Source organism: Bacillus sp. ISL-77 (assembly GCF_018613105.1).
Window position 1 is genome coordinate 1 of sequence record NZ_JAGGQY010000080.1, and the last position, 25,151, is coordinate 25,151.

Sequence of the window (25,151 nt, forward strand, 5' to 3'; positions counted from 1 at the left end):
TGTTGATTTTCCAAATATAAAAAAGCCTGATTTTGAAAAAAAGATTGATTAAAACAGGCTCTTAAAATATTTCACGAGGGCACTTTTTTAAAAAAGTTTGATCATTATCTACCTGTGTTGTTCAACAATCGCGCCCGATTATGCAACAAGACAAAATATATATGGGATTCATTCCAAGGACCAATCGCCAAAAACGCCGTACAGCCAATCCTAGGCTGTCAATTTCACCTAGAAATGTTTACGACGTTCAATGGATTGATTCTTAAATTTTAGCCGGTTTACAAGTTTTATTCCTTAGCAAATTCCCTTACTATGAAAAGATTCTGAGCTAGTGGAATAATAATTTTGATATTTATTCTAATTCGCTTTTCTTGCTGAATAAAATGGCAGTAGACTAAATTTCAATTCCTGGTCTATCCCATTTTGAGGAGGAAAAGTATGTTAAATTACGTATTTCCCAAGTTATCCTCTGATCATATGATGTCAATTATACGAAATGGACTAGAAAAAACCAAAATACCCAAGAAGATCATTATTATTGGTGCAGGTATGGCAGGACTGGTCTCAGCCTCTCTGCTTAAGCAGGCCGGCCACAATGTAACGGTCATTGAAGCAACTGATAGGGTGGGAGGACGGATATATACATTAAGGGGGGATTTTAGGGATGAGCAGTATCTTGAAGCTGGTGCGATGCGTATTCCCAGTACGCATTTATTGACTTTGGAATATATAAAAAAATTCCAGCTCCCTGTTAATAAGTTTATCAATTCGACTCCTGCCGATATTATCTATGTAAAAGGGGTTAAAGCACGATTAAAGGCGTACGAACAGAACCCTCAAATATTACGCTTTCCCGTTTTCCCGCATGAAAAAGGGAAAACAGCTAAAGAGTTGATTCAATCAGCGATAAAACCGGTTACCGATTTTATTAACCAGAACCCCAGAAGAAATTGGCTTTGGGTCATTCGGGAATTGGATAAATACTCGATGGATACTTATTTAAGATACAATCCATTCGGAGTCACATTATCTCCCGGAGCCATCGAAATGATTAAAGTCATGCTTACACTGGAAGGACTTATTGAGCTTTCATTTTTGGAACTATTTCGTGAACTGTTAATCCCTGATATTTTTTATGAAATAACAGGAGGTAATGACCTGCTTCCTAAAGCATTTACCAATCAATTGAAAGATAATATTTATTACGGACAAAATGTAAAAAGAATTGTACAGCACGACAATCAAGTAACCGTTCATTCTGTCCATCGAATCTTAGAACCTTTTCAAATTACTGGAGATCTTGCGATTGTGACAATTCCTTTTTCAGTACTGCAATTTGTAGAAATTGAGCCTCGTGATTCATTTTCCGAAAATAAATGGAAGGCTATTCGGGAACTAAAATATGCAGAGTCTACGAAGACAGGGATCCAGTTTAAAAACAGGTTCTGGGAGAAACAAGGTTTGTATGGCGGGCAAACTGTTACTGACCTCCCGATTAAATATGTTCAGTACCCCAGCCACGGCCTCGGTACACAAGGAACAGGTGTCATTTTAGGCAGTTATACATGGGAAGATGATGCGATACCATGGGATAGTTTGAATCAGGATAGTCGCTTGGAATTTGTTTTAAAAAATTTAGCAGAGATCCACGGTAAACAGGTCTATAGTGATTTTCAAGGAGGAACGAGCCACAGTTGGGTTCGATATCCGTATTCTGCTGGAGCATTTACGCTGTTTAAACCCGAACAGGTAAAAGAGTTAACCCCTTATATTTCCACACCCGAAGGAAGAGTACATTTTGCAGGCGAACATGCCTCAACTACTCACGGTTGGATCCAAGGAGCAATCGAATCCGGAATACATGCTGCATATGAAGTGAATGACTTGCCAAAAACTTACTTTGAATCTTAATTGTGGTCCATGTGTCGCTCAGTAAAAAACAACTGCCCTCCAATTGTTAGTCTCTCAACTGGCAATTGGAGGTCTTTCCATATGGGAAGCGAAACTTTAGTTACTTAATTTTGTTAAAAATGAAATTTTTTAACATTAGTCCCATGGAAACTCCATATGCCAAAGAGCTAATTAAATGACTATAATAACTACTCACTGGTCTTATAGGAATAGTTTTTCCCTCAATAGACATAGTGAAAAGAAGTTCCCATAAAAACCACATAAATAGACTGATTACACCACAGATCAGGAGAACATATCTGTGCCCCCATTTTCTAAGTGCAAGATAAATCATAGCTCCTAACATAGAACCAATCCCAAAATTTAGTATCAAACCCATTAATTCAGTTGGCCTATCCTTAACGGTAATCATTAGGCTGTTTAATTGGTATAAAGTGTACTTCTTATCGTAACCTGAACGAAGTAATATCCATGAGGTAATTTCTCCTACAAGTGTTGAAACAGCGCCTATCACTCCTGCTATTACAACCTTATCATCATCCAAACTTTTAACTTCCATGTTTATCCCCATTTCAATGCATCTTTTGTTTATGTGGTACCCAAATAGTGACACGTTATTCATGATTCATCGCTCACTGTTAGTGACTTCTCGGTCTCCATAATGCCTGGATAGCAGTGATAGTGTCACCTTCACGCTTTTAGTAAGTAACTAACCTACAAGCCTTAAAGGCTTGAGTGTTGCCTTAAGGTTAAGACAAGGGGCGGCTGCTTACAAAGGAGAGAAAGCCCCGTATGGCGTCTGTCAACGGTACCAGACCAGAGGGAGGATAAGGAGTTGACAGAATTGCTTATGCAATCGATAAGGGAAACCCAGGAGTTCAGAAAAGAATTAGCTACCACTTCAAAAAAAGGCTTCTTTGCACGACTGTTCGGAAAGTAGGTGTTAAGAAGGAACAAAATGATTTTGAGAAAAGGACGGGGTAGAGAAAATATCCAGGTCCATTTCTTTTGCCTTGTAATTTTATCGGTGCTCCCGGAGCATGCAAAAAGACTGCAATCCTTACTAAAGAAAAGCGCCCGACTACGGAAGATAGTTTTATTGGATGTTGGTGCACTTTTCCCCCTAAATCCCCCTTTAATTAAACAAGAATGCTCTGAATTTATAGAATAAATTTTAAATTATTTACAAATGTTAAAACTATCTATTTTTTAAAAGGGGGAACTGTAATGATTACTAACGAAGAAATAATGCAAAAAAACGAAGAAATAATGCAAAAATCTGATGCATTGAATAATCTAATCTTAACCAAATGGCTTAAACAAGAGTTCCTTACATTTGAATGGTTTTTTACGCTGTTTGTAGTGCTTGTTTGTTATTTATTATTTTTTTATCTTGTAGACAAAAAACGAATAGTGGAGATTTTGTTATATGGTTCTTTGGTGGCAGTGGCATATGTAGTTTACGATTCAATTGGAATGTTTTTTGGTTTTTGGGCAGTAAAAATTGCTATATCTCCTGTTTATCCGAATTTTTTCGGAAGTAGCTTAACGGTTGCACCATTAATTGCTATGATTTTATACCAGTACAAGTCTCCTTGGGATAGTTTTTTGCGTTGGAGCATACTGTTTTCAGGGTTATTGATATTTGGACATTATGGCTTCTTACTATCCAAGATGGGAATTTTTGTTTACCTAAAGCCTTATGCAAAAATAATTGACCTTTGTTCTTTTTTATCTGTTATTATTGTCCCTCGTGGAATTATGATCTTACTTCTGAAAAAAGAAGCACAAAAGGGAAATATAAGCGCGGAAAATTCATTATCAAAACTTATATACAAACAGATTCAAAGAAATAATAATTAAAATAGTCAGTGCGCCTTATAAAACGGCTTTTTAGTTTTAAGTTCAATTCTTCACAATATTCACATTAACAAACATCCAGTTTTTTTAAAAAGTCTTATTCAAGAAAATGGCCCGTTTGTTGAATAAAAGCCCACACTCTTTATGTAAAACCTGAATTTTGAAATTTTAGATGGATTTAAATTTATAAAACTTGTGATAATGATAAAGTAATCCCTATTTATAAAAGTGTTTGCTCTTGTTGGAAAAAGGCATTTTTTTGACGAGTTTCTTCTATCTTTAATTAGAAATACAAACCATTCGGCAAAAGCAAATTAATGCTCGGGTCGAGTTTTTGTCCATTGAGAGAAATACATGCGGGCTCGGGCACCCACTTTGTGGATATCGAGTCCGCTAAAATTAATTAATTAAAACTAACCAAAAAGTTGTAGTTGTGAACGAAAATAATGCTGGTTTTTCCACTAACTTATTAATGGAGATCAGTATTTTTTCTTTGTATTTCTCATTTTCCTACTCCTGAAATCGTCTATATCAAGGGATCTTAATTTTAATACGAAATATCTTAATAAAAGCTTACAAGTACATCAGGATTGCAGGGTTCACAATATTATAAACAAAATCTCACAGAGTTAAAATTTCGGCATAGCTTCAACAGCATCCGCCAAGTCGCTATATGAATCTCTTAAATATCTTGCTGTGGTCGAAATATTACTATGACCGGCCAATCTCCTTACTTTTTCAATGTCATTATTCGTTGCTTTTAACATCCACTTACAAAATGTATGCCTAAACATATGGGGTGTTAATTTTTTCTTCGGTAAACTGTAACTTTCAATCATGGTCTGGATCCCACGAACCGTAAATTTAGATGAACGCTGGCTGTAGAACACATAAGGTGAATCTTCTACATGCGCTTTCTTGTTTGACATCTCTCCTCTAAAAATTAACCAATCGTACAGTTCCTGCCACAAGGTATTTGAAATGGGCACCGTCCGGAGCTTCCGTCCTTTCCCAATTATCCGAATACGTCTTAACTCTAAATCAAGATCAGTTAGTTTTAAGTTTGATAGTTCATCAACCCTAGGACCAGCATAGGTTAATAAATAAATAATCGCTCGATCCCGGCGATACTTTTCTTCGGGATCTACTCCTCTACTTTTGATCGGTGTCTTTCTCACACGATTCAATAAATCTTCAAACTCTTCTTCTGTCAGCCACATAATATTTTCAGAATCCCCATCAGCCGACTTGATATCCTGAATTTCATCCATCGGGTTATGCTGCAGCTTTTTATGTTTAACAGCCCAGGAATAAAAGCTGCGCAAAGCACAGACAAAAAAAGAGGTGACTCGAAAATGCAGTTGATCAACAACCATTTGAGTCAGCCTCTTTTTTATGCGCTTTTCTTTATACTCAAATTTACTCTTTTCTTAATACCTCCCATATGATTAAGGATTAAACACAACAGAGAGAGAATAGATAATAATGTAAAGCTTATAAAATAATGGCCAGTTACATCTTTTGTGAATCCAATGATAATGGGAGGAAAGAAACCTCCGATTCCTCCAACTGCGCCGACAATACCTGTTACCGATCCTATATTATCTGATGAGACTTCAGGTACCATCTTAAAAACTGCTCCATTTCCGATCCCAAACAAAATGGCGATTAACAGACAACTAACACTGAAGAGAATAAAATTTCCCATCGAAAAAGCGATAACCAATCCACATAACAATACGCCACTAAAAACAATGGTTAACAATCTTTTTGCTCCAAACTGATCGGATAGATACCCACCAACCGGACGTATAAACGTAGCTAATACAACGAACCCTGCTGTTTTTATTCCAGCATCAAGGGCCGTAATGTGATACAGGTCATTCAACAAAGTAGGTAAATAAATACTAAAAGTAACAAAACCTCCAAAGGTAAGGCAATAATAAATAGATAATAACCAAGTTTCTTTAAATTTTAATACGGACAATGCTTCCTTTAAAGTCTTGGTCTCGCTTAGTCTTTGGCCATCTTGAGTTCCTATCCAAAAGATAATGGACATAACCCCCAATGCAAATGCAAGGCTCCAAAATACCCACTCCAAACCATATGATGTAAAAATCATCGGAATGAAAAAACTAGCCACTGCCGATCCCAAATTTCCCATACCCGCAATTCCTAAAATGAAACCTTGTTTTTCTGGTGGAAACCATCTAGAAACATAGGTAATGGAAACAGCAAACGTTGTTCCTGCCATACCAATAAAAAATGCCCAAAACAACATCATGGCATAAGAATGAGCAAAACCAGCTCCAACCATCGGTAAGACAAGAAGTAATATGGTTAAAGCATATATCTGTCTACCACCATATCGATCGGTTAAAATTCCCATAGGAATACGCATCAAAGAACCTAACAGAACAGGTGTAGCGATTAGAATGCTTTTTTCTAGAGCACTTAATTGGTACATTTTTTGAATTTCCGTAGCGATTGGTGCAAAGACCGACCAAACTGTAAAACAAACAATCATCGATAAAGTTGATAAAATTAGTACTGATGCTTGACCCTTCTGTTTCACCATACCAGCTCACCTTTCATTTCTCTTGATATTAAAGGAAAATTCATTCCTTGACTTTTTAACTCTTTTTCCAGCATTTTTGATGCTATGCGATCAAGCTGCTTTCCATTAAACAGCTGGATATATGAACAACATTCACTTCCATTCCAAGGTTTAGCAACCCTCTGGCAGCTTCTAAACCTAGCAATCCGACGCCAATTACTACTGCTTTTCTATATTGTTTCGATGTTTCAATCATTTTTTGGCAATCTTCAATTGTTCGGAATGTGATAACCCCTTCTTTATCAATACCAGGAATAGGAATAAGAAACGGAACCTGTCCCTATAATGAGTGTGTCATACGGCACTTCTCTTTTTTTGTCTATTTTTACAATCTTTTTCTCTATGTCAATTTGTACAACTGCTTCTCCTGTGAAGAGTTGTATATTCTGCTCTTCATACCAATCACGATCATTTATCGTAATATTCTAAAACGATGTGCTGCCCTGCAGTAATCGACAATATGATGCGATTATAATTAACATTCGGTTCGCTTCCAAAACAGTAATGGCAAATAGATCGGGAGCATTCTCTAAAATCTCCTCGATGCAACGCATACCCGCCATTCCATTCCCAACTAATACTAACTTTTGTTTATCCATTCTAAAACCTCCAGCAAGTTAAAAAAGATGATGGCTAAAACATACCTTCTATCCTAGTATTTCATAAAATCTATTAAAAGAAATGAATCATGTCATATATCCTCACATAAAAATAATCGGAGGAAAACCCGATCTTCTTTTTGAGGGGAGGCATTAAAATGCTGTCAAAACATAACATTGAGGGCCATGACCATCCTAAAAGAAGTCTAAATTAAACTCGACGGGAATGAAAATAGAAAAAAACCCATGTTTCAACAATGTTTAAAACATGGGTTTGTCTACGTTCTTAAACGATTTTGATAATCGTTATTGTATTTTATTATTAAAGATTACTTTCTCCACATCATGCCTGACAGTTTTGTGACCACTCTTAATACCTTTTCCAATTGCTATAAGCATAACGTCCAAATACCTCTCAGAAATATGCAATGCCGACTTAAGCTGTTGGGAATCATACCCTGACATTGTAATTGTTTCAAGACCCGCTTCATTAGCCAGTAAAATTAATGACATGGAAGCCAGGCTTGCATCTCTTGTTAATTCGATGCTTAAATCTTCTTTTGATTTATTTGCATAATAACTTATTGCAGCACCTGCCAAATAATCTCTTAGTGTTGCATCAAAAAAACCTGCCTGAAATCCTTCTTCATGTATCTTTATGATATTTTCTTTCTCAAAAGCATGGTAATCCCCAAGTATCACAATTAATGTGGATGCTTCTGTCACTTGTTGTTGATCAAAGGCTATCGGTAACAACAAATCTCGCAGATGAGCATCGTCTATGACTAAGTATCGCGTTGCTTGTATATTATTTCCGTTAGGCGACTTACTAGCACTTTCAATCAATGATGTTACCGTTTCTGAACTGACTTTATAGTTTGAATCATAATGCCTAACGGAACGTCTTTTTTCCAAAATATCCTTTACACTCATGGTATCCACTCCAAATTTTTTTTTTGCTACAACACCGATTATAATAGACACTAAACTAAGAGAAAATAACGCACATTAATGTGGCATAGCCACTTTTTAGTGCCTATTAGGCTTAAACATAATATACGAGGGGGAATAAAGGGTGGGGAGTCAAAACACTGGAATTAATATTTTCATGAATACAGTAGGAGGAAAGTGGAAATGTCTAATCCTCTATTTCTTGAGCCAAAAATCAATGCGGACAAAAGAATTTTATGAAAGAATCCCAGCAATTACACAAAAAGTTTTGACTGATCAATTAAAGCAGTTAGAAAAAGATGGGATAGTCCGAAGAGAAGTATTTAAGGAATTACCTCCAAAAGTAGAGTACAGCTTAACGGAGTTAGGTGAATCATTTGTACCAGTTTTAAACACAATGTGTGAGTGGGGGAATAATTATGCGGTTGTAAGAGAGATAGATCGAGATGAGGAAATTTGTTGTCATTATAGTTAAATCTAATTTTTATAAATTGTAAAGATTTATTCAAGTCGATTAATCTTTAACTAAACTCAAATCCTCATTATAATATAAATATCCATTTTCATTTTTAATACCTTGTTCAACAATCTAGCCCAATACACAAAGAATGAGCGCAATTCTTTTTAAAGAAATGCGCCCTTTAGCTGAATACTAAAATGTCGTTATTTATTCAACTTTACTTCCTATTAAGATGTTCAATCTCAAGTTCACATAGGAATTTTGGGATTCTTTTACCTAATTTCGGCTCTTTTAATTTCGCAGCTGGATTCTTCGTAATATAGCCTTCTTCATGTGTCCATTTGAATAGTGATTTAATGCAACGAACCCTGTGTCCTAAACTGGATGACTTTAAATGATCTCCTGCCTTTACTAGATACTCTTTTAGTTTCTCAGTAGTCAACTCACCCATGTCAATATCGCCGAAAAATCGTAATAATAGGTTTTATTGAAAACAATATGTTTTTAATGTAAGTAGAGAATATCCCTCAATTTTTTTATCTTGTTGATACTTTTCCCACGCTTCTGATAATAACATTATTCTTTCACTCTCCTATTGTTTAAATCAATTAATCTAGATTCTATTATGTTCAAGGAGAGTCTTATTCATACGTAGGTTATTCCGCAATCGCAGACAATAACAAATTACCGAGCCATGAGAACACTTGCAATACAAGAAAAAGGACACTTTCTTTACTCAAGGAAAGCGCACAATTCTGGAATAACTTCTGAGCTTCTATTACTGATTTAACACAATAGCGGCTACTCCACGGCAGCAGTTTCTAGTATCGTTTCCCGTTTAGCTAAATAACCAGAACCCGTTATTTATGGTACGGTTCACCTTCCTCGATATTTTTAAATTCCTGGTTTTCAACAATATCTCTATCTTGGACAATGCTTGATGTATTTACTATAAACTTACTATAAACCTTGTCATAAAGCTTGATAGCACAATAGCCAAGCAATCCCCCAGAGGTGTTTAGTATTAGGTCATCCACATCAAAAATTCCGATAGAAAAAACAACCTGGAAGCATTCCAAGTATAAACTTAAACTCAAAGATAGAGCTAATACGCCTATGAATGACATCCCTTTATTTTTAGACAATAATACAAGAACCATTCCAAATGGTATGAACAATGCGATATTCCCAACCAAATTACTTAAATCATGCCACGATAGACTCTGACTATTAATGAATATTGTTTTAAACGGGATAAAATTACCTCTTTGCAATTGGTACATGAGATTATCAGGGTTCCCAAGATTCCTCTGAAGTTGATGCCAGAGAAAGGTCATATCTCTCCAGCGGAACTTAAATAGAATGATTCTAAGTAATGCGTACATATAAAAGACAAATAGTGCTAGTACAATAATTCTGTTCATTAATTTCGTTTTTTTCATTCCGCCATCCTTACCTCCTTGAGATTAGTATGTGTTGTTCTGGGAAACACTGTCACAATTACACCATCCATATTGTTGCCTGATATCTCCCAACGAAGATTGGAAGGCACATGAATGGTCGTATCTTTGGTTACAGGGTAATAAGAGATCTCATATTTTTCACAATGTATAGTAGTTGAAATGGACTTTTGTTCTTTTAGGAAATCCAAATATTCTTCTAAAGAAAAATTCTTTTCCTCCATAATCACACTGTGCGGCAATCCAACATAGCGAATATGCCAAGGTTCATACTGAATGCCTGTGATTGCCGTTTTGTCCTTTGGATAGCGTATAATAAAGCCGTATTTCCAAGCATTTTTTTCTATCCACTTACCTTCAGGTGCCTCATTCATTTTCATTTGGGTAGATCCTACATCAAGCGATAAACCCAAATTGTGTTCGCTATGGCCTGCAGGCAAGGCATAGTCAGACCCCATTTCTTGATAAAGTACATTTTGCTCATCAAAGTCTCGAAAGCCACTATTAATTGAAAAATGGCGAACCCCCTCTTTTTCAGCAGCAACTATCATCTCCGAAAATTCACGGGCGACATCCTCTGACAATTCAATTTTGGTATCAAGCAATTCGTATCCCTTTTTCAATTCTTTGTGAGTAAATAAATTTACAACATCTGATTTTATACTCTCATGGTGAATAGGATATTCATTATTAACCAAGAGTAAATTTCCTTGAAAGACCTGTTCTTTTGTAATCTCTATCGTTTGGAAACCTTCAGAGGTCTCGCTATTATCTAAATGATCATTGTTATTTTTTTCATATCTTTGAACCTCTACTTTATCTTGAATAGACGGTTCTTTATTGACAAATGCAAAACTCAGACATAATACTAAAAACAATAAAAATCCCCACTTCTTCATTTCAAGTTCCTCCTTATTCTTATAGATACTAGAATAGGAAAAACTTTTTAAAAAAAGAGTAGGGTAAAATTTAAATTTTTCTTAAATCCTTTATGAAATTTTTAAACTTGGTCAATTGTAACACTTTCCTGCGGTAAACGAACTTCAAATACAGTACGTATTAAACTACTTTCGGCCGTAATCGTTCCATTATGTTGCTCCACAATATTCTTTGCAATGAATAAACCAAGACCTGTGCTATCTTCTTGATGAGTTCGTGCTTTGTCACCGGTATAAAACATATCAAAAAGATATGGAAGTTCATTCGGAGGAATACTATCTCCATAATTAATAACCTGAACAACCACTTCTCCTGCATCAACAAACCCGTTAATATCTACAAACTGACCATCATATCCATAACGATTTGCATTGGTTAAAAGATTTTCAAACACACGAGCTAATAACTCACCATCACCAAAAATAGGTAAATGGGGAGGAATATTCATTCGGGCTATCAAATGATTTTTTTCGAAGATAGGATATAATTCTTCCTTTAATTGATTAAGAAGGTCAGATAAATCAATTTGCTTTTTATCTACTGGCAACATGCCATAGTTCATTCGCGTTATTTCGAATAATTCATCAATAAGTCGTTCTAATCGCTGAGATTTAGTAAAGGCAATCGTTAAAAAATGTCTGACTTGTTCTTTAGTCAACTTCTCATCCTTAAGGATTAAATCTAAATAACCTAAAACAGAAGTTAGGGGAGTACGCAAATCATGAGCCAAATTTACAACTAACTGTTCTTTACTGTTTTCTGAAAAATCGCCTCTTTGTATGGCTTCTTCTAATTTTTCACTTGCCAGATTAATTGCTTGTGCAATATCTCCAAATTCATCATTTGATTGAATATAAACCCGATGTTTAAAGTTGCCACGAGCGAGATAATGAATTCCGTTTGATATTTCATTGAAATAGGTAGAATAGGGCTTAGTGAGTAAATAGAAAAACAATATCGAAAGTGAGATAAATAGCATTAAAAAGAAGTTAAAGTCTCCAATACTGTCTATGAATTGACGAAGTTGGGCCAAGGGGTCACCACGACGAACCATCGTATGATAATAAAGCTGTAGTCCTTTAAAAATTAAGTAAGTTATAATACCACCCAGAATCATACTTAAACCAAATAATACGATTATTTTGGAGCGAAAACTGCGTATAAATTTAGCCATTGAATGTATACCCCACTCCCCAAACAGTTTTGATTAACTTGTTTTTTCTCTTATCTTCTCCGAGTTTTTTCCGTAAGGTTCGAATATGCACCATTACCGTATTACCACCTTCAAAGTATGCATCACCCCAAACCTGCTGAAAAATATTTTCTACACTATAAACTTTCTTTGGATGACTGGCTAATAAATACAAAATATCAAACTCTTTCGGCGTTAGCTCGATGTTTTCACCATAAAGCAAAACTGTACGTTGATCAGGAGAAATCACTATTTCACCAAATTCCAAGATAGCTTTATTATCATCTACTTTGGGTTGATTCAACTTCATAAAGCGCCGCAATTGAGCATTCACACGTGCAACCAATTCAATAGGGGTAAATGGTTTAGTTATATAATCATCTGCTCCAATCACTAGTCCATGTACCTTATCGAAATCAGAAGTTTTCGCACTCAAAAAAATGATAGGCATATTATATTGTTCACGAATCTGACGGGTTACTTCATACCCATCCATTTTCGGCATCATAATATCCAAAATTAGCAAATCAATTGATTGAGTCTGGATAACATGTATGGCTTCTTGCCCATCAGGTACTTTAATGACATTGTATCCTTCTTTTTCTAGATGGATTGCAAGCAGATCAGCTATCTCCTCCTCATCATCAGCAATTAAAATCGATATACGTTTCATCTATTCCACTCCTATATCAAGTTACATTCGGGTATTTTTTATTTATCATCAAACCTTACAAAGCTGCACCCTTTAAAAAAATTCGATGTTTTTGGTGGGGATACCTTATCAGCAGAATCTTAACTAACATGGTATAATTTAGAGCTTGTATTTTATTTTCTATTATTTCCTTTTTTTATTCAAGAATATGGCCCGTTTGTCGAATAAGCATCCGTTCCATAACTCTTGGGTCGTGGCACCTAATGCCCATGCCGAAGGAAATGGTACAACCGCAAGTGGCAATTCTTCCCATGCAGAGGGAGATAGTACAGAAGCAAGTGGATTTGCGGCCCATTCCCAAGGAACAGGTACAATGGCCAGTGGGGATTCTTCACACGCTGAGGGTAACGGTACAAGGGCAAGTGGCAATTCTTCACATGCCGAAGGATCAGGTACAGTGGCCAGTGGGGAGTTATCTCATACTGAATGTCTCCTTACCTCAACAAATGGTTTCGAAGGAGCCCATATTATGGGTAAAAATGGCGCTGTTAACAACGTAGATGGTGACCCAACTTATTCGTGGAATGTAGCTTTCGGAGCAGTTCCGTATGATGTTACAGGCCTAGTTGGAAAACTTCTGAATAACGGTAATATGTTCGTAGACGGAGCGTATTTAACTCCGGCGGGTGATTATGCAGAGATGTTTGAAACAGCCGATGGAAACTCGATTGATGCTGGCTATTTTGTTACTGTATCGAAAGAAGACAAGATTCGAAAAGCCACTTCAAACGATTCATTTATTTTGGAATAACAAGTGCAACACCAAGTCTCCTTGGAAATAGTGGTGGCTTACGGTGGCAAGGTAAATACCTGACTGATGAATGGAGACGGAGAAAATATCATGAAGTCACCATTCCAGCTCAAAAAGACGTAGAAGGAAATGTAATTACTCCAGAAAGAAAAATAATGCAGCCTATGCTTAATCCAGAATGGAATCCTCATGAAGAGTATATATCTCGTGTAAATCGTCCGGAATGGGTAGCTGTCGGATTAATTGGTCAAGTACTGGTTCGAGATGATGGGACTTGTGAAACTCATGGATATTGCTGGTCGAATGATGATGGAATTGCAACAAAAGCAGAGAAAGGATACTTTGTATTAAAACGTACAGGACCAAATCAAATCTTGATTTTGGCTAAGTAATAATTCGAATATAACTAAGAAAAACGATAATATGAGTAAAAGGCGAATTGAAAGATACTAGTTTGCCTTTTTTATATAACTGTCCTTTTCGAAATTGTCTTCTAATAAAAAACCGAATTCAAATGTAACTCATGATAAAAAACCCTTCGTCCTAACTGGAACGAAGGGTGGTTACTAAAGATTCTTGCAGCTTATCTTTTAATACACATCACGTTGATAACGCCCTTGCTTCTGCATATCTTTTAAATACGCTTCTGCTTCATCACGGCTCATTGAACCTTCTTTTTCAATTACGCTAATAAGCGTTTCATGGACGTCTTTCGCCATATATTCCTTATCTCCACACACATAGAAATAAGCACCTTTTTGAAGCCATTCGAACAGTTCTTTACTATGTTCTTGCATTTTATGCTGAACATAGACTTTTTGAGCTCCGTCGCGAGAGAAGGCCGTATCTAATTTGGAAAGTACCCCATCTTGCTGAAATTGTTCCAACTCTTCTTGATAAAGGAAATCAGAAGCTGCATGCTGGTCTCCAAAAAATAGCCATGACCGGCCTGTTCCTTTATTCACTGCACGCTCTTGTATAAATGAACGGAATGGTGCAATACCGGTCCCAGGTCCGACCATAATAATATCTATATTATGAGACTCTGGCAGATAAAAATGTTTATTTGCTTGAATAAAGACTGGAAGCGTATCTCCTTCATTTACACGTTCAGCACATAATACAGAGCAAACCCCTTTACGCTCGCGGCCATTAGCATTGTAGCGCACAGCACCGATGGTTAAATGAACTTCATCTGGATTAGCTGCAATGCTGCTTGCAATCGAATAGAGGCGCGGCGTCATTTTTCTTAAGATAGAGACGATTTCCTGAGCAGTAGCTTTCCATGGAGCGAATTCACGTAACATATCAAGCAAATCTCGCCCATAGCAATATTCTTTCAATTGAGCTGTATTTTCAACCAAGAGAAGCTTTTGTAACTCTTCGTTTTCTGTAAAGGCAGCTGCCTGCTGTAAAACCTTTTTTGATAGTAGTGTAATTTCAAAATAGGTGGTTAGCGCTTCCTTCAGTGGAAGTGTCTCACCTTGCTTATTGATCGTTACAAACGCTTCTTCATCCCAGTGCATTTCATCAAGAAGGGAAGCCACGAGTTCTGGATCATTTGAAGGGATAATGCCAAGGGCATCACCTGGCACATAAGAAAGGCCTGATCCTTCTAGTGATAACTCAATATGCCTTGTTTCTTTACTAGAGCCTGCCCCATTTATATTAATGTTTTTAAGAATTTTTGCTTGATACGGATTTGTTCGTGAAAATGTTGTTTGAACAAGTTTGTCTTTTTGGGCAGTTTTAGTGTTATCCAAAGTATTTTGCATGGTTCTTAACCTCCAAAAGTAATATATACATTTTAACATTGATTTGGGAAATCTGATGTGTATTTTTTCACAATTTTCTTCCCAATTTCTAGTGAATTTACCCATCAAAAGGATCAGATCTTTTAATTGAAAGCTTTATAAAATAAAGTTTGCAAAAATATATAAAATGACAATACTAATTAAAATCGTAATATTTGATATAGTAGCGATTAAACGGGTGCTGCTGGTGCTGTATTTAAATTCAACTGCAAATGTTAAGGCGGATGCTGCAACAGGTAGTAATAAACCGATCAAAATTGTAAATCGATACATCTGATTGTACGGAAGGATATAGTATAAACCTAATCCAAAAAGTAGACCTAAACCATATCGGAAGGTTAAATATTTCAACATTGGTTTAATCAATTGTTTGTCAAATTTAAAATTCAAATAGAGCCCTAATAATAATAATGATAACGGCATATTGGCACCAGAGATTGTACTTGCAACATGAATGATCGTATCAGGTAAATGGAGGTGGTTAAAATTTAAAAGACTAGCCATAAGATACGTCATTAACGGAATAGACTTGGCAAGTTTTTTTAGAATTTCTAATGGTTTAAGCCTAAGTCCTTCTGCTGAAAAATAACTTCCTAAAATATAGGCAATTCCAAAAACGACAAATGATGTTCCGACATCAAACATACTAAAATATGTTAATCCATCCATACCCCAAATTGCATAAACTAAAGGAAATGCAAATAAGCCAACATTAAATCCGGAAGAAAGCATCAGAAAAGAACCTTTCAGTTCTCTTTCCTCATTTTTAAAAACTAAGAAACCTAGACTTGCTGCTATGATTCCATAAACAAGTACGATAACTGGTAACAAAATTAAAGAAGTTTCTATTTTTACAGAATCGAATGTGACAAGAACTAAGGCAGGAAGGGTAATTTTAAAAATAATTTTTGAAATGACTACTCCATCTTTTTCTTGTAAAATATTTAAACGTTTTAATAGATACCCAAGGGCAATGATAATAATAATAGAAAGAAATTCCTGATTCATTAAAAAAATACGCTCCTCTATGAAGTATCTAAATTTGAGTTTCTGTAAGTAAGTATACGTGATAAATTCATCAAGTCATTTCATCAAGATGACGTCTCTGTCTAATAATGAATAGAAGAGTGTTGGCTGAGTCAACACTCTAATTAAAAATAACTTGTTTAAAAAGCCTCCTAAATTGCTCCCGATCTTCTGCTGTAAAAGGCTTGGGTCCCTTTGTTCGCTTACCGCTTTTTCGAGCCATTGCACTTAAATACCGTGTTTGTAATAATTCGTCAATGTTTTCATTTGTATAGCTAAACCCTTTATGGTGAAGGACTGTACATCCTTTTGCTAAACCTAGCGATGCAAGTCCGTAATCTTGCGTAACAATAATATCTCCTGATTCAGCTAACTTCATAATCCGATAATCAGCAGCATCTGCTCCTGAATCAACATAAATGATTTCCACTCCTGAAGGTTGTTCCGCATTAGAATAATGAGAAAAGCTCGTAACAAGGACAACAGGAATTTCTGCATTTCTTCCTTCAGAAATAATAATATCTTTTACCGGACAAGCATCTGCATCCACATAAATTTTCATCTTTATCTCCCCTGTAAAAAAGTTCGAATTAATAGTGATACTATTGCTAAATTGCGCTTTTGTCAAACCATGTAAGCACAAGGACGGTGCTGCAAAGTGCCTGACCCCCAGTATGTTCGTTTCCCAAGTCTAGCATTTACTAAACTTTTTATAAAAACCTTTGTAGTGAAAGCCCTACGTCAAACCTCGACTTATTTTTGGTCGGCAATAACCTTATGAAATCGTTAACCATTACAGATTAAGATGATAAAAAAATTACAAAAAAGTCTAAAAATTTCACAAGTTAAAAAATTAGAATATTCCGTATAATTAAGTTGTCTCGGAATGTTAACGCTTACACATAGGGATGAGGAGGCGTACGGTAAGTTCGATAAGTTCAAATAAAAGGAGGTATAAAATGTCTAAATCAGCTAAAAGTTTAAGAAAACTTATTTGGTCTTCACTTGTATCAAGTATTGCTACCGTATCCATTGTCGGCGGGGCATTCGCCGCGTCACCGAGCCAGTCTACCAATGCTGTTCCGTCAGATGCCTCGTCACTGTTACCCTGGATGGATACGTCACTTGCTCCTGAGGCACGTTCGGAACTTCTACTCGACGCAATGACACTGGACCAGAAGATCCAACAGCTTGCCGGGGCTCGCGGAGTAATTCCTGAGCTTCCGCAATGTGGTAGCCCTAGTCGGCACATCCCCGGCATTCCTGAGCTAGAGATCCCGACGTTCCGGATCACGAATGGTCCCGTCGGTCTTGGCGGCGGTGATTGCAGCCCGCAGGATAAGGCCACTGCTCTGCCAGTTGCGCTTGGACTTGCGGCCAGTTTCGATCCTAGCCTCGCATATGACTTTGGTAACTTGATGGGCGGAGAGGCGCGCACGCTAGGCCTGCACGAGCTCGAAGCACCAGGTATCAATCTCGCACGTTTGGGCGAGAACGGTCGTAATTTCGAGTACATGGGTGAGGACCCTTACCTCGCAGGTGTTCTAGCTTCGAAAGAAATTCAGGGAATTCAAGACAACGACATCATCGCGATGTCGAAGCATTACGTACTTAATGATCAGGAACAGAACCGAGGAACTGTTAACGTAAACATCGCCGAGAATGTACTTCACGAACTCTACCTGTTGCCGTTTGAGATGTCAGTCAAAGATGGCAACGTTGGCTCAATCATGTGCTCGTACAACCGGGTGGCTGGTATCTACTCATGCGAAAATGAGTATTTGCTGAACACGGTCCTACGTGATCAGTGGGGCTTTAAGGGCTACGTCCAGTCTGACTTTGGCGCTACACATTCAACTGCACCTGCGTTAAACGCCGGCTTGGATTTAGAAATGCAAAACGCCAGGTTCTTCACAAACGTAGACATCAAGGCTGCACTTGACAACAAGAGCCTAACGATGGAAACAATCGACCAAGCACTTAATCGTCGATACGTACAAATGTTCAAATATGGCATATTCGACCGTCCCATCGTTCGAGGTACCATCGACGCTGAGACCAACGGTTCTAAATCCCGCGAAATTGCCGAGCAGACAGCCGTCTTGCTAAAGAACGAGGGTAACCTGTTGCCACTAAACTCTTCCGTACATTCAATCGCCTTAATTGGCAAGACGACATACGTCGACGCAGCCGTCGCCGGTGGTGGAGGCAGCTCACGGGTAAGTCCGCTTTACACGGTTTCACCGCTTCAGGGTTTGCAGAACACTTTAACAAAACTAGGTTCAGATGCAACCATTACCAAAGTGACTGTTGCTAATGACAATAGCAACCTCGACGCGGCTGTTGCTGCAGCGAAGGATGCCGACGTTGTCATCCTTATGGCTGGTGTCTTAACCTCTGAGGGTCGAGATCGCCCAAGTCTGTCTCTACCTGACAACCAGGACGTATTGATAACAGCCGTTACCGCAGCAAACAAGAAAACCGCACTCGTGCTCAAAGATGGCGATCCCGTTCTCATGCCTTGGGTTAACGAGGTTCCAGCAATACTTGAAGCATGGAATCCAGGCCAGAAGGACGGCAATGTTGTTGCCCATTTGTTATTCGGTCTCGTAAACCCATCCGGTAAGCTTCCGGTAACCTATCCAGTAGCAAAAGCGGACACGCCAACTAGCACCGCCGACCGCTACCCTGGAGTTAATCAAGGAGTGTTAGATAGTACTGGCAGGGAGATTCCGCAAGTGTACTATTCGGAGGGTCTAGAAATGGGTTACCGCTGGTACGACTCCAAAGGTATCAAACCTCTTTTTGCATTTGGTCATGGTTTGTCCTACACCAACTTCGAGATTTCTAAGCTCGTTGTCACACCGGAGACCACTGATGGTACCAAGCCTATTAAGGTTGCGTTCTTCGTGAAGAACGCCGGAGACGTTGCCGGCGCTGAAGTGCCTCAGGTCTACTTAGGTCTGCCTGAAAATGCGAACCAGCCACCTAAACGCTTAGTTGGTTTTGAGAAAATCTGGCTAGAACCAGGTGAGAAGAAGCATGTCACAATTACCATCGACCCGTCAGCGTCTAACCACCCATTGTCCATTTGGGATGCCGATGCTGACGCGTGGAAAACTCTTGAAGGTACGTACGAGGTGAAAGTCGGTAACTCTTCTGACAAGGCCACGCTGACTGATTCCATTACGGTACGTCGCCAGCCGGGCACAACAAGTGAGGCTTCCATTACAATAGAGTAAAATGAAAAGCTGTTACTCTAGCTGTTGATAACTGTGATGAAATCCACAAATCATTTGATTTTTCATGAATGGTGCTATGGCGATTCATTTTGGCGAAAACTATTTTTATATAAAAGAGGGAGTTACCAAGTTAATTGGAAACTCCCTCTTTTATAATGTTTGTTATTAATAACCATTTTTTATTATATCGTTTCTAGTATGGACTCTTGAAGAATAAAAAAGAAAGATTCATAATCAAATGGGAGAAATTACAAACCTCCACAAGATTGGCTCGTCCCTTTTGCTTGTTTTTTTGTTTGTTCCGCTCCTGTTTCTGTTGTAACAGACTCATATCCATAACCTGTAGAACTAATTTCCAAGCTTTCTTCTTGATTCTTGTTTGTAAGATTTTTATCATTATTGTTCTTTTCCATTGTCCCCCTCCTTCCATATATATAAATTATCTGCAATAATTCGTTTTTTATTTAAATATTTCAACATACCTTTTGATAACTAAATATTTAATTACTAACTCCATTGGAAATAAACTCTAGTTCATCACTAGAGTTTAACGTGATCGAGCCATAACACCACGAACCAAAATATGGATCATGGTTCAATGACTTAATCGTTTTTTCACATCATCAAATGACGGCATGCCTTTTTGTGCACCGTTAAATCCAGCGCCAGCATCGAACAGGAACATTTTGTTGCTGACAAAGCTCAAGTACTTTCTTAACTGTTTCTGGTAGAATTTCTAACTGAACGATGAAATTTACCTTTAATATCAACACTATTTCAAATTAATTTGGCAAAACCGTATGGCGGAGTAAAGAAAAACACTGCATTAGAATGAATCTTCTAATGCAGTGTTTTATTGTTTTCTATTGCTACTTTTCAAATACACTACGTAACGGGGGTCAGGCACCAAATGTCATCTTATAATACAGCTAGTCCCTTGAACAGTTCCACAGCTGTTTCAATGAGATTGTCCCTGAAGTCAAATTCGTAACTGTGCAGGTTCGGATAATCTTCACCGTTTCCAATATAGGTGTAGGCACCTTTTGTGAGTTTCGTGTAGTGACCGAAATCTTCGGAACCGCGGAATGCTTCAGATAACTCCAACATCTGATGCCCATTTTGTTTGCAGACCTGACGAATCTTGTTAGAGCTTTCTTTGTGATTAGAAGTTTCCGGGAATTCATCCTGATATTCGAAGCTCACTTTCAATCCATACTTCTCAGCTTCAGTCTTCGCAAAACCCTCTAGATTCTTCTGAAGTCTGTCCAGTTCATCCTCGTAAAGTGCACGAATGGTCATTCGAAGAGCACCCCTGCTGGCATTGACACCGAATGCTTTTGCACCAATGTCTACCTGAACAACTGTACAGAGAACTAACCCCCTATTGTTTGCAGGATCAATGAATCCAGGAATGGCATCAATTACTTTCGCAATTGCAAAGGCTGGATTTATTCCCTTCTCCGGTTCACTGGCGTGAGAAGGAACACCTTCCATATAGATGGTCATACCCTTGGAAGCGCAATGCGCTGTTCCATCGATGACATATACGGTATTGTATTTAAGACCACTCATACTATGCCAAGCAAAGATCTCATCAATGCTATTTTCCTTTATGAAAACAGAACACTGTGCAGCACCATCACCTGTTTCCTCAGCGTGCTGAAACAGGAAGAAGACATTATTGTCACAACCCTTCTGGTCAATTTCCAGAGCAAAACCGCAAAGGGTTGCAGCATGTCCATCATGTCCACATTTATGAGAAACTCCAGGATATTGGGAACCGTATGGCAGATCAATCACTTCGTCTATTGGAAGAGCATCGAAGTCCGCGCGGAATGCGACGTTTCTTCTTCCCACTTTGGAACGATAGATGGCATAAAACCAAAGGCCTCTATCAACGATCTCAAGATTTGTGTTTGCTTTAAGAAAATTAATCAAATGCTGTTTCGTCCAAACTTCATGATTTGATAATTCTGGATGAGCATGGAGCTCATGACGAAGCTGAATCGCCAATTCAAGATTTTTCTTTTCCAATTTCATTGCCTCCTCTAATAAAAGGTAATCCCTGGCTGTTCTAATATATTACTAGAGAAATTCCAGCAATCATTTTTAATGTAAAATTTTTTTGTTAAGGAGTAAAAAAATTTTTACCACCTACCTTTTTTATAGGTTGTTTAATTATTGATCCAATTTATTGCCGTATGCACAGCGACAGCTACTCCCCATGGTATAACGCCTTCGTCTAAGACGACATTCGGATTATGAAGGGGATAATTGCGATCTCCTAATCCGTTGGCACCCGCCCACATAAACATCGTAGGAACAAGATTACTAATATAGGAAAAATCTTCTGTACCGGATAATGGTTCATTGTTAACTTCGAGGTTATTTTCACCAATAACTTCTTTTATATATGGTGACATTTGTTCGCATAATTCTGCATGATTATATAACGAAGGTGTTGATAGGGTTTCAAGCTGATAGGTACCACGCATCATTTTCACCGTTCCATCAATGATTTCTGGGATTCTCTTAAATAGATGGTCCCTAACTACAGGATTTAACGTACGTAAGGTTGCATCGAGATGTGCGGAATCAGGAATAATATTTGCAGCCGTACCGCCACCCATCTTCCCAACAACAAGAACGGCTCTTTCACTTGGATCTATTTCTTTACCCACTAACGTATTTAATTGGCTGTAGATTGCGTTGATAATCATCAATGGATCAATGGCTTTTTGAGGTTCAGAACTATGTCCGCCTTTTCCTTGTACTTTTAGGAAAAAGCCATCTAATGATGAAGCAGCAATGCCTGGTTTATATCCGAATTTCCCCACTTCCAAGCCTGGATCAACATGAAGGGCAAGTGCTGCATCTACTTTTGGATTTTCCATTAACCCATTGGCCACCATATCCTTCGCTCCAGCGCCAATTTCCTCAGCTGGTTGAAACATGATTTTGACCGTTCCGTTGATTTCATTTTCTCTTTCCTTTAATAACTTTGCTGTACCGAGCATGAATGTCGTATGGATATCATGACCACAAGCATGCATAAATTCATTCGTCGATTTAAACGGCAAATCGGTATTTTCCTTTATAGGTAAAGCATCCATGTCTCCTCTTAACAAAAGAGTTTTTCCATTTCCCTTGCCAATAGTTACAACTAATCCTGCTTTCCCGACCTTTTTGGGCTCGAGCCCCATACCTTTTAATGTTTCTTTCACGTATGCGACTGTATTTGGTAAGTCAAATCCAAGTTCAGGATTTTCGTGAAGATGTCTCCGGTGTTTGATTAGTTCATCCTTGATCTCAACTGCGCTTGATAAAGTGTTAGCCATGTTTATCGTCTTATTCATAAAAATACCCCTTTCCATTTTTTAAATTATGCTACATCTTCATCCAATGAATTTTTAGAAAATTTAGGCTTCAATTTAATGGAAACGAAGAACAATCCGAATTGAACAACAGAAAGCACAATTAAAACATATAGTAATAATTCATAGGAATGGTTCATATTAAATATCGCACCTGATACGATCGGAGTGATCGCTGCACCTAATGATATAAATATTGATACTACCCCATATTTTGCACCAAATTCTAGCTCACCAAAAAGCGCTCCAGTAAGATAAGCAGGTGAAACAGTTACAGCCGTTGCACCTATACCTGAAAAAACGGTATAAAGAATGGCAGGTAATAGAATGTTCCCTTTCATCAGGAATATAAAACTTACCAAACTTCCTGTAGAAATAATAAGTAAGGTGGTGAATAATCCTAACTTGTCAAATAAGCGCCCGACCAGCAGCTTTCCGATGATCACCATTGCCGAACCTATTGATAATAGCAATACCGCTGTTTTGGCTGTGGCACCTATATCTGCTAAATATGGGGCAAGATTGATCAGCATACTATTAACCACAATGCCACCTACTAAGACGGCTAAACAAAGAGTCCAAAATGACACTGACTTAAGTGCTTGTCCTTGAGTTGTACCTGTTAATACATTCTTTTTCGTAGGATGTAAAGTTTTTGCCTCACCTAATGGCATTAAACCTTTATCAGTTGGACTTAATCTAATTACAAATACTGCAAATGGGACTAATACTATACCTATTAAAATCCCTAGAACAAGATAGGCTGATCTCCATCCGTAGGCTGTAATGAGCCAGTTAACTAAAGGACTCAGGATGACACCGCCGAAACCAGTCCCTGATAACGCTATACCCAAACATAATCCACGTTTATTATTAAACCAATTTGTGATAAGAACGGATGTTGGGATCATTGCTCCACCTGATAGGGATGCACCCATAAGTACTGCAAATAAATAAAAATGAATTAGTTTTGTTGAAAATGAAAAGCCAACAAATGCACTAGCTCCTATTAAGATAAATAATGTTAAATATATCCTAATGTCCATCTTTTTCATTAGTTTACCTGCTATAGGGCCTACAACCATTGCAGCTAAAGCCATAATCGTATAATACGTCATAAACTGGGACCTTTCGAATCCGAGTTCATTGGTAACAGGCAGAGTAAATAGTGAAACTAAGTTAGCAATCGGAGCATAAATTAACATCATAATCAAAAAAGTTGCTACTACAATCCACCAACCATAAAAAATCTTCCCCTTGTTGTTCACAACATACCATCCCCTTTTTTAATATTGTTAGCTGTACTGCCCTAAATCTATTTTAACTAAAAATAAAATCCCTCCTTTGATTCTCTCCTTGTAAGCGCTTCCTAGTATCATCGGCCAAAAAGAGACATTTTTCTTATGATTTTTTATTATGCAAATTTTGTGCCAACTTATCTTTCTTTTTTTATTTTGTCTGATTTTTGCTGTTAAATCCTATTATTCTTTAACTTTCAGCACTATAAACTTTATAATTAAGTAATGATAAGAATGTACATATTGTAAAAAAATTTTTACAGTAATTTATACATATTATTTTTTGTATATCCTTTTAACCAATCTTTTCTCGGATCCAACGGTGGGTGTATTCGGGACTTTATCTTATTCTAAAGTGCTTCTTCCTAAATTTATCATTAATAAAAATAAATTGAGCTATAAACGAAAAAGCAAGATTTATAGAGGGACCTCATTGTAAGATAACGAAATGCCCTGCACAGAAAAAGCAGGGCATTTTGTTTTTTCTTAAGAAACTCTCCTACATTTTTATAACATCTATAAAAATGTAGTAAGACATTTATTTTATTACCTAAACTGAGATCCGTCAGCTATGTGCTACTGGATTTTTCCTATTTTCAATACCTAAGATACAGTTCATTCTATTAAGTTAATAAACTCATCTAAATCTGATGCATTCGGACAGACTCAAACTTTTTTCTCCTTTACTTGTCCGAATGAGACCTGCATTCAGACTGGATCCATAAAAAAAGAGAGAAGTGCGATTTAATATGGTACCTATAGATAGGACACTTAAAAAAGAGTGTTTTATCTATAGGTATTTTTTTATATACTTGAATCTTAAAGATATGGGGATTAGGGGACCGCTATGAGCAAAATAACATTTTCAGATAAAGAAATAAAAATACTTCTAAAAAATCAAAATGTGCAGCGCGTAAGTAGTTTAGCTATTACATATTCGGATGA

At 37.4% G+C, this 25,151-nt stretch carries 21 protein-coding genes and 3 pseudogenes; 6 read left to right on the forward strand and 18 right to left on the reverse strand.

Features of this window, described 5'->3' with window-relative positions:
- The first annotated feature begins 438 nt into the window (after positions 1–438).
- Entirely contained in the window at positions 439–1,911 is a 1,473-nt protein-coding gene (locus J7E77_RS27195; protein ID WP_214718326.1) for a flavin monoamine oxidase family protein, read from the forward strand.
- Positions 1,912–2,011: 100 nt separating this feature from the next.
- Here the strand turns inward: J7E77_RS27195 and J7E77_RS27200 are convergent, their stop codons facing one another.
- Positions 2,012–2,470 (reverse strand): hypothetical protein, encoded by a 459-nt coding sequence (locus J7E77_RS27200; protein ID WP_214718328.1) that lies wholly within the window; start codon positions 2,468–2,470, stop codon positions 2,012–2,014.
- 668 nt (positions 2,471–3,138) lie between these two features.
- Here J7E77_RS27200 and J7E77_RS27205 point away from each other — a divergent pair.
- Positions 3,139–3,774 (forward strand): hypothetical protein, encoded by a 636-nt coding sequence (locus J7E77_RS27205; protein ID WP_214718330.1) that lies wholly within the window; start codon positions 3,139–3,141, stop codon positions 3,772–3,774.
- Positions 3,775–4,400: 626 nt separating this feature from the next.
- Here the strand turns inward: J7E77_RS27205 and J7E77_RS27210 are convergent.
- The 4 genes and pseudogenes from J7E77_RS27210 to J7E77_RS27225 form a co-directional block, all read right to left on the reverse strand.
- Positions 4,401–5,099 (reverse strand): annotated as a pseudogene (locus J7E77_RS27210) (tyrosine-type recombinase/integrase); the annotation flags it as partial.
- 65 nt (positions 5,100–5,164) lie between these two features.
- The gene (locus J7E77_RS27215) at positions 5,165–6,346 is read right to left on the reverse strand and encodes an MFS transporter (protein ID WP_374103014.1); all 1,182 of its coding nucleotides are present in this window, start codon (positions 6,344–6,346) and stop codon (positions 5,165–5,167) included.
- Between the two features lie 32 nt (positions 6,347–6,378).
- Positions 6,379–6,987 (reverse strand): annotated as a pseudogene (locus J7E77_RS27220) (FAD-dependent oxidoreductase); the annotation flags it as partial.
- A gap of 306 nt (positions 6,988–7,293) precedes the next feature.
- Positions 7,294–7,920 carry a nitroreductase family protein gene (locus J7E77_RS27225; protein ID WP_214718345.1) on the reverse strand — a complete coding sequence of 209 codons (627 nt, stop codon included), beginning with the start codon at positions 7,918–7,920 and terminating at the stop codon, positions 7,294–7,296.
- A 142-nt stretch (positions 7,921–8,062) separates the two neighbouring features.
- Here J7E77_RS27225 and J7E77_RS27230 point away from each other — a divergent pair, with 142 nt between their 5' ends.
- Positions 8,063–8,413 carry a winged helix-turn-helix transcriptional regulator gene (locus J7E77_RS27230; protein WP_308160803.1) on the forward strand — a complete coding sequence of 117 codons (351 nt, stop codon included), beginning with the start codon at positions 8,063–8,065 and terminating at the stop codon, positions 8,411–8,413.
- A 214-nt stretch (positions 8,414–8,627) separates the two neighbouring features.
- Here J7E77_RS27230 and J7E77_RS27235 read toward each other — a convergent pair.
- The 5 genes and pseudogenes from J7E77_RS27235 to vanR form a co-directional block, all read right to left on the reverse strand.
- Positions 8,628–8,975: pseudogene (locus J7E77_RS27235) on the reverse strand (tyrosine-type recombinase/integrase); the annotation flags it as partial.
- Positions 8,976–9,258: 283 nt separating this feature from the next.
- Positions 9,259–9,840 carry a VanZ family protein gene (locus tag J7E77_RS27240; RefSeq protein WP_214718356.1) on the reverse strand — a complete coding sequence of 194 codons (582 nt, stop codon included), beginning with the start codon at positions 9,838–9,840 and terminating at the stop codon, positions 9,259–9,261.
- Entirely contained in the window at positions 9,837–10,757 is a 921-nt protein-coding gene (gene vanY, locus J7E77_RS27245) for a VanY-A/VanY-F/VanY-M family D-Ala-D-Ala carboxypeptidase (RefSeq protein ID WP_214718357.1), read from the reverse strand. Before vanY ends, J7E77_RS27240 begins: the two co-directional genes overlap by 4 nt.
- Before the next feature lie 101 nt (positions 10,758–10,858).
- The gene (locus J7E77_RS27250; protein WP_214718358.1) at positions 10,859–11,971 is read right to left on the reverse strand and encodes a HAMP domain-containing sensor histidine kinase; all 1,113 of its coding nucleotides are present in this window, start codon (positions 11,969–11,971) and stop codon (positions 10,859–10,861) included.
- Positions 11,964–12,662, reverse strand: a complete 699-nt coding sequence (vanR, locus tag J7E77_RS27255; protein WP_214718359.1) for a vancomycin resistance response regulator transcription factor, VanR-F/VanR-M family — start codon at positions 12,660–12,662, stop codon at positions 11,964–11,966. Before vanR ends, J7E77_RS27250 begins: the two co-directional genes overlap by 8 nt.
- A gap of 196 nt (positions 12,663–12,858) precedes the next feature.
- On the opposite strand from vanR, the gene J7E77_RS30945 reads away from it, so the two are divergent.
- Both J7E77_RS30945 and J7E77_RS30950 read left to right on the forward strand, forming a co-directional pair.
- On the forward strand, positions 12,859–13,452 hold the full coding sequence (locus tag J7E77_RS30945) for a peptidase G2 autoproteolytic cleavage domain-containing protein (RefSeq protein WP_251026853.1): 594 nt from the start codon (positions 12,859–12,861) through the stop codon (positions 13,450–13,452).
- Positions 13,449–13,844: a peptidase G2 autoproteolytic cleavage domain-containing protein gene (locus tag J7E77_RS30950; protein ID WP_308160805.1), complete on the forward strand. Its 396-nt coding sequence runs from the start codon at positions 13,449–13,451 to the stop codon at positions 13,842–13,844. Before J7E77_RS30945 ends, J7E77_RS30950 begins: the two co-directional genes overlap by 4 nt.
- A 198-nt stretch (positions 13,845–14,042) precedes the next feature.
- Here J7E77_RS30950 and J7E77_RS27265 read toward each other — a convergent pair whose 3' ends face one another.
- From J7E77_RS27265 to J7E77_RS31550, 4 genes are all read right to left on the reverse strand, one after another.
- Positions 14,043–15,227: a sulfite reductase subunit alpha gene (locus tag J7E77_RS27265; protein WP_214718361.1), complete on the reverse strand. Its 1,185-nt coding sequence runs from the start codon at positions 15,225–15,227 to the stop codon at positions 14,043–14,045.
- 135 nt (positions 15,228–15,362) lie between these two features.
- Positions 15,363–16,274, reverse strand: coding sequence for an AEC family transporter (locus J7E77_RS27270; RefSeq protein WP_214718364.1), 912 nt, complete (start codon positions 16,272–16,274; stop codon positions 15,363–15,365).
- Positions 16,275–16,413: 139 nt separating this feature from the next.
- A complete protein-coding gene (locus J7E77_RS27275; RefSeq protein ID WP_214718365.1) occupies positions 16,414–16,854 on the reverse strand; it encodes a YaiI/YqxD family protein in 441 nt (146 codons plus the stop codon).
- A gap of 327 nt (positions 16,855–17,181) precedes the next feature.
- Complete coding sequence (locus J7E77_RS31550) at positions 17,182–17,730, reverse strand: hypothetical protein (RefSeq protein ID WP_308160808.1); 549 nt, start codon at positions 17,728–17,730, stop codon at positions 17,182–17,184.
- On the opposite strand from J7E77_RS31550, the gene J7E77_RS27280 reads away from it, so the two are divergent.
- A complete protein-coding gene (locus J7E77_RS27280) occupies positions 17,645–19,534 on the forward strand; it encodes a beta-glucosidase (RefSeq protein ID WP_308160807.1) in 1,890 nt (629 codons plus the stop codon). The genes J7E77_RS31550 and J7E77_RS27280 overlap by 86 nt on opposite strands.
- A 248-nt stretch (positions 19,535–19,782) precedes the next feature.
- Here J7E77_RS27280 and J7E77_RS27285 read toward each other — a convergent pair whose 3' ends face one another.
- The 4 genes from J7E77_RS27285 to J7E77_RS27300 form a co-directional block, all read right to left on the reverse strand.
- Positions 19,783–19,947, reverse strand: coding sequence for a hypothetical protein (locus tag J7E77_RS27285; protein ID WP_214718367.1), 165 nt, complete (start codon positions 19,945–19,947; stop codon positions 19,783–19,785).
- 505 nt (positions 19,948–20,452) lie between these two features.
- The gene (locus tag J7E77_RS27290) at positions 20,453–21,568 is read right to left on the reverse strand and encodes a M20 metallopeptidase family protein (protein ID WP_214718368.1); all 1,116 of its coding nucleotides are present in this window, start codon (positions 21,566–21,568) and stop codon (positions 20,453–20,455) included.
- A 140-nt stretch (positions 21,569–21,708) separates the two neighbouring features.
- Entirely contained in the window at positions 21,709–22,890 is a 1,182-nt protein-coding gene (locus J7E77_RS27295) for a M20 metallopeptidase family protein (RefSeq protein WP_214718369.1), read from the reverse strand.
- A 26-nt stretch (positions 22,891–22,916) separates the two neighbouring features.
- A complete protein-coding gene (locus J7E77_RS27300) occupies positions 22,917–24,176 on the reverse strand; it encodes an MFS transporter (protein ID WP_214718371.1) in 1,260 nt (419 codons plus the stop codon).
- Positions 24,177–25,151 lie beyond the last annotated feature (975 nt).